Origin of the sequence: Halonotius terrestris, from assembly GCF_006861665.1 — an archaeon.
GTDB lineage: Archaea > Halobacteriota > Halobacteria > Halobacteriales > Haloferacaceae > Halonotius > Halonotius terrestris.
The window spans coordinates 259595-272155 of the sequence record NZ_RKLU01000002.1 but is presented as its reverse complement, the minus strand read 5'-3'; the positions used below and the strand labels follow the sequence as shown (position 1 = coordinate 272155).

At 63.9% G+C, this 12561-nt stretch carries 14 protein-coding genes and 1 pseudogene (1 of these 15 running past the window's edge); 9 read left to right on the top strand and 6 right to left on the bottom strand.

Annotated elements, in window-relative coordinates; all coding sequences use genetic code 11:
• Together EGH24_RS05005 and deoC are read right to left on the bottom strand one after the other, a co-directional pair.
• A pseudogene (locus EGH24_RS05005) lies at nt 1-371 on the bottom strand (formate/nitrite transporter family protein); its annotated part reaches 1498 nt to the left of the window's first position; the annotation flags it as partial.
• A gap of 55 nt (nt 372-426) precedes the next feature.
• Nucleotides 427-1074 (bottom strand): deoxyribose-phosphate aldolase, encoded by a 648-nt coding sequence (gene deoC / locus EGH24_RS05000; RefSeq protein ID WP_142979064.1) that lies wholly within the window; start codon nt 1072-1074, stop codon nt 427-429.
• 124 nt (nt 1075-1198) lie between these two features.
• On the opposite strand from deoC, the gene EGH24_RS04995 reads away from it, so the two are divergent.
• Nucleotides 1199-2023: a DUF63 family protein gene (locus EGH24_RS04995; protein ID WP_142979063.1), complete on the top strand. Its 825-nt coding sequence runs from the start codon at nt 1199-1201 to the stop codon at nt 2021-2023.
• A gap of 18 nt (nt 2024-2041) precedes the next feature.
• Here EGH24_RS04995 and EGH24_RS04990 read toward each other — a convergent pair whose 3' ends face one another.
• A complete protein-coding gene (locus tag EGH24_RS04990; RefSeq protein WP_142979062.1) occupies nt 2042-3100 on the bottom strand; it encodes an ATP-binding response regulator in 1059 nt (352 codons plus the stop codon).
• Between the two features lies 1 nt (nt 3101).
• The gene (locus EGH24_RS04985) at nt 3102-3542 is read right to left on the bottom strand and encodes a response regulator (RefSeq protein WP_142979061.1); all 441 of its coding nucleotides are present in this window, start codon (nt 3540-3542) and stop codon (nt 3102-3104) included.
• A gap of 158 nt (nt 3543-3700) precedes the next feature.
• On the opposite strand from EGH24_RS04985, the gene EGH24_RS04980 reads away from it, so the two are divergent.
• From EGH24_RS04980 to EGH24_RS04950, 7 genes are all read left to right on the top strand, one after another.
• Nucleotides 3701-5953 (top strand): PAS domain-containing sensor histidine kinase, encoded by a 2253-nt coding sequence (locus tag EGH24_RS04980; protein ID WP_185903236.1) that lies wholly within the window; start codon nt 3701-3703, stop codon nt 5951-5953.
• Nucleotides 5954-6094: 141 nt separating this feature from the next.
• Nucleotides 6095-6862 (top strand): PAS domain S-box protein, encoded by a 768-nt coding sequence (locus EGH24_RS04975; RefSeq protein ID WP_142979059.1) that lies wholly within the window; start codon nt 6095-6097, stop codon nt 6860-6862.
• Complete coding sequence (locus EGH24_RS04970) at nt 6859-7338, top strand: STAS domain-containing protein (protein WP_142979058.1); 480 nt, start codon at nt 6859-6861, stop codon at nt 7336-7338. The genes EGH24_RS04975 and EGH24_RS04970 overlap by 4 nt, the downstream gene beginning before the upstream one ends.
• Nucleotides 7335-7781 carry an anti-sigma regulatory factor gene (locus EGH24_RS04965; RefSeq protein ID WP_142979057.1) on the top strand — a complete coding sequence of 149 codons (447 nt, stop codon included), beginning with the start codon at nt 7335-7337 and terminating at the stop codon, nt 7779-7781. The genes EGH24_RS04970 and EGH24_RS04965 overlap by 4 nt, the downstream gene beginning before the upstream one ends.
• A complete protein-coding gene (locus EGH24_RS04960; RefSeq protein ID WP_142979056.1) occupies nt 7781-8815 on the top strand; it encodes a SpoIIE family protein phosphatase in 1035 nt (344 codons plus the stop codon). Before EGH24_RS04965 ends, EGH24_RS04960 begins: the two co-directional genes overlap by 1 nt.
• Before the next feature lie 52 nt (nt 8816-8867).
• Nucleotides 8868-9269 (top strand): DUF7522 family protein, encoded by a 402-nt coding sequence (locus tag EGH24_RS04955; RefSeq protein ID WP_142979055.1) that lies wholly within the window; start codon nt 8868-8870, stop codon nt 9267-9269.
• Nucleotides 9270-9273: 4 nt separating this feature from the next.
• A complete protein-coding gene (locus EGH24_RS04950; protein WP_142979054.1) occupies nt 9274-10158 on the top strand; it encodes a hypothetical protein in 885 nt (294 codons plus the stop codon).
• Between the two features lie 48 nt (nt 10159-10206).
• Here EGH24_RS04950 and EGH24_RS04945 read toward each other — a convergent pair whose 3' ends face one another.
• On the bottom strand, nt 10207-11541 hold the full coding sequence (locus EGH24_RS04945; RefSeq protein ID WP_142979053.1) for an amidohydrolase: 1335 nt from the start codon (nt 11539-11541) through the stop codon (nt 10207-10209).
• A gap of 64 nt (nt 11542-11605) precedes the next feature.
• Entirely contained in the window at nt 11606-11932 is a 327-nt protein-coding gene (locus tag EGH24_RS04940; RefSeq protein WP_142979052.1) for an uS10/mL48 family ribosomal protein, read from the bottom strand.
• 185 nt (nt 11933-12117) lie between these two features.
• Between EGH24_RS04940 and EGH24_RS04935 the strand changes: the two genes are divergently transcribed.
• Complete coding sequence (locus tag EGH24_RS04935) at nt 12118-12561, top strand: NUDIX domain-containing protein (RefSeq protein ID WP_142979051.1); 444 nt, start codon at nt 12118-12120, stop codon at nt 12559-12561.

The following is a 12561-nucleotide window of genomic DNA, read 5'->3' as shown; positions in this document are numbered from 1 at the left end:
GCNANCCGCTCNANCGTCAGCGCGACCGGCGGNAGCGTNTTCTCNGTGTANAGCTGGTANCCNCCGATGATGATGTANATGAAGCCAAGCGGGTACAGCATCGCGCCGACGACCGGATTGTCGGAGGTCGTCGACAACGAGACGTAGAGCAGAAAGGTGATCGTGATCGCAAAGCCGGCGGCGACCGCGCTGAAGAAGAGTTCGCGGCTGCCGGAGGTGACCTCCTCGTCGGCGGCGGCGACAACGCGCTGGAACACTTCGTCCGCGGAGAACCGGTCGCGGAGCACCTCGCCGACCGCCGGCGCGCCGCTGCGGGATCGTTCGACGGCATCCCGGACGGAATCCTCAGGATCGGAGGCGGAATCGCTCATTGGCGAAGGCAATCGGGCGGCACCCTAAGAGGTTGGCTTTTCCACTAATACTCGGTTATGACGGCGCGCCGTCGAGGATCGCTGGCCCGCTGGAGGCTCCGATCCGCTCGGCACCCGCCTCGATCATCGCCATCGCCGTCTCGTAGTCGCCGATCCCGCCGCTGGCCTTGACCGGCAGATAGTCCGCCATCAGTTCGACATCCGCGACGGTCGCCCCGCTCGGCTCCGCGTCGGCGAAGCCGGTCGAAGTTTTCACCATGTCGGCGTCGGCTTCGACGGCGGCCTCGCAGGCGCGGTGTTTTTCGTCGTCGGTCAGCAGTCCGGCTTCGATGATGACTTTCACCGGGATCGGCACGGAGGCGACGACTGCGGCGAGTTCGTCGGCGACAGCGTCGTCCTCGCCGGCTTTGAGGCGGCCGATATTGCAGACTACGTCGAGTTCGTCCGCGCCGGCTTTCCACGCGACCGAGCCGGCTTCGCGTTTGATCTCGGGATCGTCTTGACCGTGCGGGAAGCCGATGACGGTGGCGACGGTGAGATCGTCCGGCGCGTCGCTGGCGACGCCGTCGACGTAACAGGGTGGGATACAGACGTTCATGCCCGCCGCGGTGGCCTCGCTCACGACGCGATCCACGTCGGCCGCGGTGGTCGTCGGCCCGAGGACGGTGTGGTCGATCAGCGGCGCGAGATCGGCGCGTTGCATACCCACACAACCGAGCACGGCGGGAAAAACGCTCCCCCGATCACCATCGAGTCGGCGGCATCGCTCGCCAGCTCGGATCGCCGGCGACCGAAACGCTTTCCGGAGTTTCATCGAAACGGGGCCTATGGTGTTGCTTCCGGCCGGCTTCGGCCCGCCGCCGCTGCCCTACCTCGTCGTACTGGTCATCGCGGCGGTAGGCGTCGGCTACGGGCTGCTCCGCCGCCGGCCGAGTGTCGGCGCGCGCCACATCGTCGGGCTGACGCCGTGGATGGCCGTCGGCTCGGCGTTGCACGTCCTCTATGCGATCGAGGGCTTGCCTTCGATTCTCGCCCCGTTTGCGGGCACTGGCGCGGTCTATCTCACGACCGCCGTCATCGTCGGCGCGGTCTGGCTGGTCGCCGACCGACTGGACCCGACGACGGTGCCAGCCGCGCTTGCGGCGACCGGGCTGGCAGTACTCGTGCCGGCCGGCGGGTTCGCGCTCTATCTCGGGATGACACGCGGCACGCTCGCGCCGTACTGGCCCGCTGTCGGCGCGGTTGCGACCATCGCCGTGACCGCCGCCGCGTGGCTCACGCTACGCTGGCTTCGGCCGGCAGCGACGGCCGCGACCGGCCGCGTGGGGTTGGTAGCGGTGTTCGGCCACACGCTCGATGCGGTTTCGACGACCGTCGGCGTCGACGTGCTCGGCTTCGGGGAGCGAACGCCGCTCTCGCGGGTGATTCTGGAGGCTGCTGCCGCGCTACCGACGGCCGACGCGATCGGCACGGGCTGGCTGTTCGTGCTCGTCAAACTCGGCGTTGTTGGCGGCGTGATCGTCCTCTTTCGGGACTACGTTGAAGACGAGCCAACCGAGGGCTACCTCTTGTTGGGGCTGATCGCGGCCGTCGGTCTCGGGCCGGGGTTCCACAATCTCCTGCTGTTCACCGTCACTGCCGGCGGACTCTGAGTCGGTCGAAATCCGTCCCTAGCCGGTTTCGAGGACGGTGACGCCGGTGAACTCGAAGCGTGCGCCGCCGTTGCTACCGTCAGTGACTGAGACATCCCACCCGTGGGCCTCGGCACTCTCTTTGACGATGTTGAGCCCGAACCCGGTGCCGTCCTGATTGGTCGTGAAGCCGGCATCGAACACCACGTCGTGGTCCTCAGCCGGGATGCCCGGCCCGTCGTCTTCGAAATAGAACCCATCGGGCAACGAGCCGACGTGGATCGACACCTCATCGCCGACGTGCTCGATACTGTTGCGGAGCAGGTTCTCGATCAACTGCTGGAGCCGGCTCTGGTCGGCCTCGATCACGATGCCGTCATCGACTGACACCGCGGCCGATCCGGTTTCGACGGACTCCCAACAGTCGGTGACGAGCGTGGAGAGGTCAACAGGGCTCGTCTCTTCGACGGATTGTCCCTCCCGTGCCAGCGTGAGCACGTCTTCGATGATCGCCTCCATCCGGTTGAGGTTCTTGGCAATGATGGGGGTGTGTTGGTTCTCCTCCAACATCTCAAGCCGCCCCTTGGCAACGCCGAGGGGGTTTCGTAGGTCGTGGCTGACGACGTTTGCGAACCGCTCTAGTCGCTCGTTTTGCCGGCGGAGTTCCTGTTCTTGGCGGTGCCGTTCGAGGGCGTAGCGGATCGTCCGATGGAGGATGTTGCTGTCGACGTTGTCCTTCACGAGGTAATCCTGCGCGCCGCGCTCGATGGCCTCGACGGAGGCCGCGTCGTCTTTGAGCCCGGTGAGCACGACCACTGGAACGGGGGCAAGCTCATCGTGAGTCTCGACGGCGTCGTTGTAGCGATCGAGCGTGTCGAGCCCGCTGCTGTCCGGCAGGCCGAGATCCAACAGAACGAGGTCGTAGGCGTCGGTTTCGAGTTCCTCGATTCCGGCGTCCAATTCCTCAACGTGGGTGACCGTCGCTGGGGGAAACGTGTCGTTGCCGTTGGTCGTCAGGTGGTGTTCGAACAGCGTCGCATCGCCGGGGTTGTCCTCGATGAGGAGCAGACAGAGTTCGTCAGTGACGCTGATCGACATGTTATTCCTCCGGTAGTTTGACAACTTTGAACCAGAAGTTCTCTAACCGGTTGACGATCTCGATGAAGCCGTCGAAGTTGACCGGTTTGGTCAGGTAGGCGTTGGCGTTGAGCTCGTAGGATTTGGCGATGTCCTCCTCTGACTCCGAACTGGTCAAGACGACGACCGGGATTCGGCAGAGGTCGTCGTCGTCCTTGAGCTCCTTGAGCACGTCTTGGCCGTCCTTTCGGGGCATATTGAGATCCAGCAGGATCAGATCCGGCCGCGGCGCGTCGGCGTACTCGCCCTCCTGTCGGAGGAACGACAGTGCGTCGACCCCGTCGGTCGTCACGTGGAGGTTGTTAGCGAGTTTCCCCTGTTCGAGGGCCTTCTTCGCCAACATCACGTCGCCGGGATTGTCCTCGGCGAGGAGAATCTCGACGGGTTTGTCCTTGTCGCTCATACTAAGTTGGCACCGACATGTCGGCTCCGTTCTACGAACCAGCCAGTCATTGGTTGGTGTTGGGGCGGGACCGGTTTTAAATTATGGTTCACATGGTCGGTAGCCGACAGGAGTTCGGCCAACAGTTTATGATCCGGCTACCCGTATGTGACTTATCGATGAAGCAGACCGTTTCGACTGTCTTCGACGATCTGGGCGTCGGGATCATGCTCCACGATCCCGAGACTGGGGAGATCGTCGGCGTCAACGACCGGCTGACCGAGCTATACGGCTACTCGGCAGCCGAGTTGCGGGAGATGGATGTCCACGAGTACAGCGCGGTCGACGAAGGACACACACAGGTCGAGGCCGAAAAGCGAATTCTGGCAGCCGCCGACGGCGACCCACAGGAGTTCGAGTGGCGGGCCGAACGGGCTGACGGCGAGCGGATCTGGGTCAACGTCCGCACCACCCTGACAACTCTCGATGGCGAGGCGTACGTCATCGCCAAGATCAAGGACATCAGCAACCGGAAGCAACAACAGGAAGACCTCGAAGCCGAACGAGGGTTCATCGAACAGAGCCTTCAGACGCTCAACGACGCGTTCTACCTCCTGAACACCGACGGCACGCTCCAGCGGTGGAACCAAACACTGAGCGAGCGAACGGGGTACAGCGACGCCGAACTCGACGGGATGCAGGCACTGGAGCTGTTTCCCGACGACCACCAGGCGGCGATCAGCAAGGCGATCACAGAGGTCCTCGACACGGGGTCAGGCATCGTCGAAGCCCCGCTGCTGACGAAAGACGGCGAGGAGATTCCACACGAGTTTAGCGGGACCACACTGACCGACGACGACGGTGGACTCCGCGGCGTCATCGGGATCGGCCGGGATATCTCCGAGCGACAGGAACAGCTCAATCAGCTCGAAAAACAGGAGAAAGCGTTCCGGAAGCTCCACCAAACTGCCTCGAAATCAGCGTCCTTCGAGGAGAAGATCGCGGATCTCCTCGCCTTCGGCCGGGAGTTCATGGATGTCGAACAAGGCTTTCTTACGAGCATCGACGGCGACACCCAGCGGATCGTCGTCGGCGTCGGGCCAAACGAGCAGCTATCTGACGGTGCCGAAGCACCGTTTTCGGAATCCTACTGTCGACACACCGTCGACCCCGACCGCAGCGGCCCGCTGACAGTGATGAATGCCGCCGAGGAAGGCTGGAAAGATGACCCCGCCTACGAGCGGTTCGGGCTGGCCTGCTATGCCGGCTCCGAGATCACCGTCGAGGGAGAGACGATGGGGACGATCTGTTTCGCCGACCGGAACCCGGTTGACAAGGAGTTCACCGAAATCCAAGAGACGTTCGTGGAACTGCTCACCGAGTGGGCGAGCTACGAACTCGAACGCGCCGAACGCGAAAAGAAATACCGCCGGCTGACCGAACGCATCTCCGATGCGTACTACGCCGTCGACACCGAGTTCACCGTCACGTATTGGAACGACGTGGTCGCCGAGCGCGTCGGTGTGCCGGCCGATGAGGTGCTCGGCGAGAACCTCTGGGAGCACTTCCCCGAACTCGAAGACACCGTTGTCGAAGCGCAGTTCCGCGAGGCGATGGACACACAGGAGCCAACGTCCTGTGAGTTCCACTACGACAAACACGACTACTGGACGCAACTCCAGATCTATCCGGACGAGGACGGGTTGGCCGTTATTTCGAAGGATATCACCGATCGGAAGGAGTACGAATCCCAACTCGAACGCTCCAACGAGCGACTCCAGGAGTTCGCGTACATCCTCTCACACGATCTCCAGGAGCCGCTCAGAATGGTGTCGAGTTACGTCTGTCTCTTAGAGGAGGAGTTCGAAGACCACCTCGACGAGGAGACACAGCAGTACATCGATTTCGCCGTCGACGGAGCCGAGCGGATGCGCGGGATGATCGACGGCCTGCTGCTGTACTCCCGCGTCGAAACCGAGGGTGACGAACGCGCTAAAACGAACGTTGACGGCGTGCTCGATGCCGTCGAGACGGATCTCGAACTCAAACTCGATGAGACGGAGGCAAACCTCATCGTCGACACCATGCCGACGCTACAGGCTGACGAGGATCAGCTAGTCCAACTGTTCCAGAACCTGATCAAAAACGCCGTCGAACACGGTGGCCGAGGGACGACCGTCGAAGTATCGAGTACGGAAGTCGACGACGGCCATCGCTTTGCCGTCAGCGACGACGGGCCGGGGATTCCGCCCGACCAGCAGGACGACATTTTCAGACTCTTCGATAAGGGCGGCGACAGCGACGGCACCGGGATCGGGCTGGCGATCTGCGAGCGGATCGTCAACCGCCACAACGGCGACATCTGGGTCGAGTCAGAACCCGGCGAGGGCACGACGTTCTACTTCACGATCGAAGACGAGTACGACGACTAGTGGTGACTCACAGGAGCCCATTGACCCTCACGCTGCATAAGCGACGACAGCCCGGTGAGCGACCAATTGTATCCGAACGTCACCAGATAGTATCGACATGGTATCCCAAACTGCTATTTATACCGACGAGTATAACAGCACATGGACGAAGGTCTCATTTCGACCGGACTGGACGAACTGGAAGACATCTTCTATATTTTCAATCCCCAAGGGGATTTCATCGAGTGGAACGAACAGCTCCCGTCGGTGTCGGGCTACTCGGCCGATGAGCTGGATTCGATGGAACCAACGGAGTTGTTCTCCGGCGACGATCAGGACGCCATCGCGGACGCCGTCGAGACCGTCATCGAACGCGGTATCCGAACGGCAGTCCAAGCCAAAATCGAGACCAAAGGTGGGCGTGAGATCGCCTACGAACTCTCGCTGTCGCCGCTTGAATCCGACGGCGAACTGGAGGCAATCGTCGGCATCGGCCGGGACATCACCGAGCAACTCGAACAGGAACGTCGGCTGCAGGATATGGCCCAGGAGATCCAGGAACTCTCGATGCCGGTCGTCGAGATCTGGGACGGCGTCATCCTCACGACCGTCGTGGGGTCGCTGGACACCAAGAAGGCCGAAATGCTGACCGAAGACCTGCTGGACCGGATCGTCTCGACGGAGGCCGCGATCGCGCTGATCGACATCACCGAGGTCACCGCGCTGGACACCGCGACCGCCCAGCACCTCATCGATACGATCAACGCTGTCAACCTTCTCGGTGCCGACGTGGTAATTACCGGTATTAGCCCGGATATCGCCCAAACGCTCGTCCAGCTCGGCGTGCGGCTCGAAGGCGTCGAAACACAGTCCTCGCTGATGGAGGGCCTCCGCGTCGCCCTCTCGTGGCAGGGTGTGAGCTTTCAATGAGAACGACTGACACCGCTGCAGTGACGCAAGTCTACGACGTGTTGATCGCGGCGTTCCCCGGCCGGCCGACCGATCAGGCCGTCGACGACCTCCAGCAGGACGTACTCGCCCAGATGGAGGAAACCAATCCGCGGGGCGTCATCCTCGATATCTCCGAGGTCACGACACTTGACTCGTTTTTCGCTCGGGTGATCTCCGAAACCGCGGGGATGGTCGAGTTGATGGGCGGGGAGGCCATCGTCGTCGGGATGCGACCCAGCGTGGCGATCACGGCGGCGGAACTCGGCTTCGGCCTCGACGCCGTCGAGACCGCCCGGAGCACCGACCACGCGCTGTCGATGCTGGGCGTGCGGGTCGAGGACGCCGACGGTGAGAAGGCAGAGGGCACCAACGACGAGGCGACGACGGATTCCACTAAGCTCGACGCCGACGGTACCCCCACCGGCCCCGCGTCGTCGCCCGGAGGAGGCCGATGAGCGAGGATGGGGGCCAAACGGACGCCTTCGAAACAGCGGTGACCGTCCTCCAGTCGGGAACAGTTCGCGTGCGCTCGGAGGACGACATCCTTCTGGCGAGACAGGAGGCCCGCGCCGTCGCCGAGGAGATCGGGTTTTCGACGACAGACGTGACCCGGATCGTGACAGGCGTCTCGGAACTCACGCGCAACATGCATCTCTACGCCGAGGACGGCATCATGAAGTGGCGCGAGATCGAGGCCGGCACCGACCGCGGGATCGAACTCGTCTTCGACGACGACGGCCCTGGGATCGACGATGTCGAGGGCGTACTGCGGGCCGAACACTCGACGTCCGGCGGCATGGGACGCGGCGTGCAAGGGACGAAGAAGCTCATGGACGGCTTCGACATTACCTCAAATCCCGAAGACGGCACGACGATCACGGTTCGGAAGTGGACGTAATGTCCGAGCCGACACTGCGGGAGACCGAACGACACGACGTACAGCAGGACGGCGACGATATCCTCGTCAAACAGGCCGCCGAGTCGATGGCCGCAGAGATCGGCTTCGACGAGTCGGCCAGCGCCGAGATCGGCATTGTCGCCGTCGAACTCGCATCGAACGTGCTCAAACACGCCGAAGGCGGCGAACTCGCGCTCAGCCAACTCACCGACGGTGACCGCGTCGGCATCCGGATCGAGTCATTCGATGTCGGCCCTGGTATCGCCAACGTGGACGCTGCCTTCGCGGACGGTGCCTCGACTGCCGGCAGTCTGGGCGGCGGCTTGGGCGCGGTCAACCGGCTGATGCACCGGCTCACGGTCGCCGCGCCCGGCGAGCCGGATTTCGGGACGAAAGTCGTCGCCGACCGCTGGATTCGGTCGGATCACGAAACCACCGCCGACTGCCCGCTCTCCTTCGGCGCGGCCTCCCGACCGGCGGCCGACGAGACGGTCAACGGCGACAGTTTCGTCATCAAGCGGTGGGACGACCAAGCACTCGTCGGCGTCATCGACGGCCTCGGTCACGGCAGCGACGCCCACAAGGCGGCCACCGCGGCGACGGAGTACGTCGAAACGCATTACGACAACTCGATCACCGCGATCTTCGAGGGTGCAGAACGGGCCTGCCGCGGGACCCGCGGTGTCGTCATGGCGCTGGCGCGGTTCGACTGGACAGCCGACACCGTGACAATCGGCGCGGTCGGCAACATCAACTACAAGACCAGCGAGGGCAGCGAGGTGACGTTCATCCCGCGGCGCGGCGTCGTCGGCGGCGACGGGCCCGAGCCGAAAGTCAGGGAGAGCGAGTGGCACCCCCATGACCGGCTGGTACTGTTCTCCGACGGCATTGAATCCCACTGGGACCTCTCGGCGGAACGCGGGCTGTCACGTGAGTCGGCGACGGTCACGGCCCGGCGGCTGCTCGATCAGTACAGCAAACCACACGACGACGCGACCGTGTTGGTCGTGAGTAACCGTGTCGAGGCGGAGTAAGGTCGACGCGGGTGACCCGTGGTTTGAAGCCGGTTGGCGGCAAAGGCTCGGTATGAGCGATGAGGAACCCCTCAGCGAGAAGCCGCTGACCGAGGCGCGCGCCGACCAACTCAAAACCGCCTGCCGGAGCGCGGTCGGCGACAGCTGTCGGTCAGTCACCTACTTCGATGCGACCAACTACATGCAGGTGTACCTCCGCGGCGACCTCGAACAGGACGCCGACCTGATGTCGTTTATCGGCCACGAGTGGCACGACTACAAGACGACGACCGACGCCTACGCCGGCTCCGAACTCGGCAACTACGAGTACACGATCCGGAACTTCGAAAACGGGTTTTTGGTTCGAGTTGGCGTCGGCGACAGCGGCGTCTTCGTGACGACCGACGGCCTGAAGCTGAAGGATTTCGACTCGCTGGTCGCAACGATCACCGACCTCCTCGAACGCTGGGAGTGAGGTCGTGGCCTGGCGTCGGCTCCGGACGCTACTTGCCCTCCCGCTGACTGCCGCCCGCTGGTGGCGACGGACGACGACTGCCCCGCTCGCCGAGCAGTACCTCCTGCTGGTCGCGCTGCCGGCCACGCTGAGCCTGGGTTGGCTGCTCGGCATCGGCGACGGACTGGGATTCAGCCTCGCGGCCGAGTCGCTGCTGGCCGACAGCCGGACGCTGCTGACTGCCTTCACTGCCAACTACGTCCACATCGACGGGCGGCATCTCTTCGATAACCTCCTCAATTTCTGGGTGACGCTGTTCGGCCTCTATCCACTGATCGGCATCGCGGGCTGGAATCGGCAGTTCCGCCGTGTCGCCGTTGGCTATCTGCTGGGCGTTCCCTTCGTCATCGCGTGGGTGACGCTGGCGACGCTGGGAGCCATCACCGACCAGCCGTCAGTCGGCTTTTCCGGCATCGTCGCCGCCTTCCTCGGGTTCATTCCGGTCGCGCTTGCGGCCGCCGCGAGCGAGGTGACCGACGGCGAAATAGATCCAGCGTGGGCCGTCGTTCCGTTCCTCGGCTCCCTCGCGCTCACGTTCGCCGCGCCGTCGGTGTGGTATTTTCCGGTCCAACCGCTGTTGGCCGTGGGCTGTGCCGGCTTCGCGCTACTCGCTGCCGGCTTGCTGTGGCGACTGGACGCGCCGAGTGATCTCGGGAGAGTCGCCCGAGAGCTGCCGCCGGATCACCTGCTGGCGTTTTTGATCGGGACGACCGTCTTCGTCTTCGGCGTCGCCGGCGCGTTGGTGTTGGTGCCGCTCGGGACCAACGTCTGGGGCCACCTGACCGGCTACGTCGCCGGCTTCCTTCTGCCCTATCTCGGATACGTCATCACCCCAGCACTGACCGCCTAAGCGTCGACATCACAGCACTGCGTGCCTAAGCGTGCGACACTGATCGAGCTACGACAGTCCCGCAGTGTCAGTGAGTGCCTCAACGACACCGGCCAGTAGGTCGATGCCCACGGCGATATCGCGTTCCTCGACATCGAATGTCGGCGTGTGGTGGCCGCCGGGGTGGTCGGTCCCGACGCCGACATAGGCTGCCAGTCCACCGTGTTCTTGGACGCGCTGCATCAGGTAGGTTGCGTCCTCGCTACCGCCGAGACTGTCGTGCTCAACAACAGTGTCGACGCCGGTGGTTCGGCGTGCGACGCGGTCGACGACGTCGACGAGTGCGGCGTCGCTGTGGGCACTCGGCGCGTCACCCAGTAGCTCGGTCTCAACGGCGCAGTCGTGCATCGTTGCAGCCCCAGCCAGCACGCTCTCGGCGCGATCCCACATGTACTCCATCAACTCGGTCGTCTCGCCGCGGACCTCGCCTTCGATGAACGCGTCTCCGGGAACGATGTTGCTCGCGGTCCCGCCGCCGACGCGACCGGCGTTGACGCGCGTCCCGCCCGCCGAGTTGCGCGGAATCCCGTAGAGGTTCTGCACGGCTGCGGCCATCGCCTGCACCGCGTTGTCGCCGGTCTCTGGTCGCGCGCCGGCGTGCGCCGATTCACCCTCGAACGTCGTCTCGAACTGCCGGACGGCGAGGAACTCGTCGATGCCGGCGACGACCTCGCCGGAGGGGTGATCGAGCCCGATGTGGGGCGCGAGGAAGTAGTCAACGTCATCGAGCACGCCGGATTCAGCGATGGGCTTGGCACCCGAAATCGTTTCCTCAGCCGGCTGGAAAACGAGTTTGAACGTGCCCGCGAAGTCGCTGTCGAGGACCCGATCAAGCACGCCGAGACCGATGGTCGCGTGTGCGTCGTGGCCGCAGGCGTGCATGTAGCCCTCGTTCGTCGAGCGAAAGCCAGCGGCTTCGGGGTGGTGATCGTCGCTGTCGGCTTCGGTGATCGGCAGGGCGTCGATATCGACCCGGAGTGCGACGGTCGGCCCATCGCCGCGCTCGACGACGGCGACCGCGCCGGTGAAACCATTGCCGATCGTATCGAGGACGGCGTCGCTCGCGCCGGCTTCGCGGGCCCGCTCGCGCCATTCGCTCAGGGTCGACTCGTCGGGCACGTTGCGCCGGGCGTCGGCTGTGTGGATCTCCGGGCCGAAGAGGAGATCGTCGATCTCTCGCTGTTCGAGTTCGTGGATCAGGCGACTCGTCGTGTAGAACTCACACCACGCTGGCTCGGGGTGGCGGTGGAGATCGCGGCGGAGATCACGGTAGGCGTCGGGGAGTTCGAGGTCGCCGAGGTCAGAATCGCCAAGGTCGGAATCGGCAGGATCGGAATCGCTCATACCGGGCGGAGGACGGCAGTGAAAATAAAACGCGGGAGTCGCGGGGGCGGTGCGGTGGGACCGTTCAGTTGCCGCCGAGCGGCTGTTGCTGTTCGACTTCGATTTCGACGTGCACGGAGTCCGGAAAGTCCATGTGGCCGATCTCGCGGGCGATGTGCTCCGCGCCGTGGATGTCGATCCGGCGTTCGTAGACACTGTAATCCCAGTTCGGGAACGTCTCGCCGGGCTGAAGCGTCTGATACTGCGGGACGCTGAGCCGGGTTTCGGGAGAGGTATGCGGCCCCTTACACTGGCCGCCCTTCCGCTCGACCAGCTCCGTCAGCGAGTCGACCGTCTCCGTCAGGACGGCCCGGTCGCCGGACTGAAACGTGAGCTTGGTGACGAAGGTCATACACGCCATTGCAACGGGGAGCACCAAAAGCCCATCTACCGGCCGCTGTCGCGGGCTGTGGCAACGAAACACACGGATTTTGCTATCCGGGCGGCGATGACGACAGCGAAACCGACAGTCCCCGCTCGGTTCGGCCGCCACCGGCTCCGATACCCTCTTACGGTGGGCCTCCGTAGCGTGTGGCAATGACGGTCGAGGCAACCAGTGCTGGGGCGATCCTCTTCCGCGACACCCGTGGCTGCCGGGAGTATTTGCTCCTGAAAAGCCGACCAGGGGACTGGGAATTTCCCAAGGGCGGGGTCGAAGGCGACGAGGAGCTCCAGCAGACTGCGATCCGAGAGGTAGAAGAGGAAGCCGGCATCGAGGAGTTCCGACTCATCAACGGCTTCCGCGAGGACTACGACTACGTGTTTCAGGCCAGCGGCGACACGATCCACAAAACGGTGCATCTCTTCATCGCCCACTCCTTCGAGGCGAGCGCGGAGATCTCGACGGAGCACCGCGACCTCCAGTGGCGTGACTACGAGCAGGCCCTCAACACGATCACACAGGACGGCCCCCGCGAGATCCTCAAGCAGGCCGACGATTTCTTGGATCAACGCTTGGAGGAAGAGGGCGACTACATCTAG

What these genes read in the sequence shown, in the direction of transcription:
- EGH24_RS04970 (WP_142979058.1), top strand. Translation starts at nt 6,859, where the DNA reads ATGAGAACGACTGACACCGCTGCAGTGACGCAAGTCTACGACGTGTTG.
- EGH24_RS04985 (WP_142979061.1), bottom strand. Translation starts at nt 3,542, where the DNA reads ATGAGCGACAAGGACAAACCCGTCGAGATTCTCCTCGCCGAGGACAAT.
- EGH24_RS04965 (WP_142979057.1), top strand. Translation starts at nt 7,335, where the DNA reads ATGAGCGAGGATGGGGGCCAAACGGACGCCTTCGAAACAGCGGTGACC.
- EGH24_RS04935 (WP_142979051.1), top strand. Translation starts at nt 12,118, where the DNA reads ATGACGGTCGAGGCAACCAGTGCTGGGGCGATCCTCTTCCGCGACACC.
- EGH24_RS04940 (WP_142979052.1), bottom strand. Translation starts at nt 11,932, where the DNA reads ATGACCTTCGTCACCAAGCTCACGTTTCAGTCCGGCGACCGGGCCGTC.
- EGH24_RS04980 (WP_185903236.1), top strand. Translation starts at nt 3,701, where the DNA reads ATGAAGCAGACCGTTTCGACTGTCTTCGACGATCTGGGCGTCGGGATC.
- EGH24_RS04945 (WP_142979053.1), bottom strand. Translation starts at nt 11,541, where the DNA reads ATGAGCGATTCCGATCCTGCCGATTCCGACCTTGGCGATTCTGACCTC.
- EGH24_RS04995 (WP_142979063.1), top strand. Translation starts at nt 1,199, where the DNA reads ATGGTGTTGCTTCCGGCCGGCTTCGGCCCGCCGCCGCTGCCCTACCTC.
- EGH24_RS04975 (WP_142979059.1), top strand. Translation starts at nt 6,095, where the DNA reads ATGGACGAAGGTCTCATTTCGACCGGACTGGACGAACTGGAAGACATC.
- deoC (WP_142979064.1), bottom strand. Translation starts at nt 1,074, where the DNA reads ATGCAACGCGCCGATCTCGCGCCGCTGATCGACCACACCGTCCTCGGG.
- EGH24_RS04960 (WP_142979056.1), top strand. Translation starts at nt 7,781, where the DNA reads ATGTCCGAGCCGACACTGCGGGAGACCGAACGACACGACGTACAGCAG.
- EGH24_RS04990 (WP_142979062.1), bottom strand. Translation starts at nt 3,100, where the DNA reads ATGTCGATCAGCGTCACTGACGAACTCTGTCTGCTCCTCATCGAGGAC.
- EGH24_RS04955 (WP_142979055.1), top strand. Translation starts at nt 8,868, where the DNA reads ATGAGCGATGAGGAACCCCTCAGCGAGAAGCCGCTGACCGAGGCGCGC.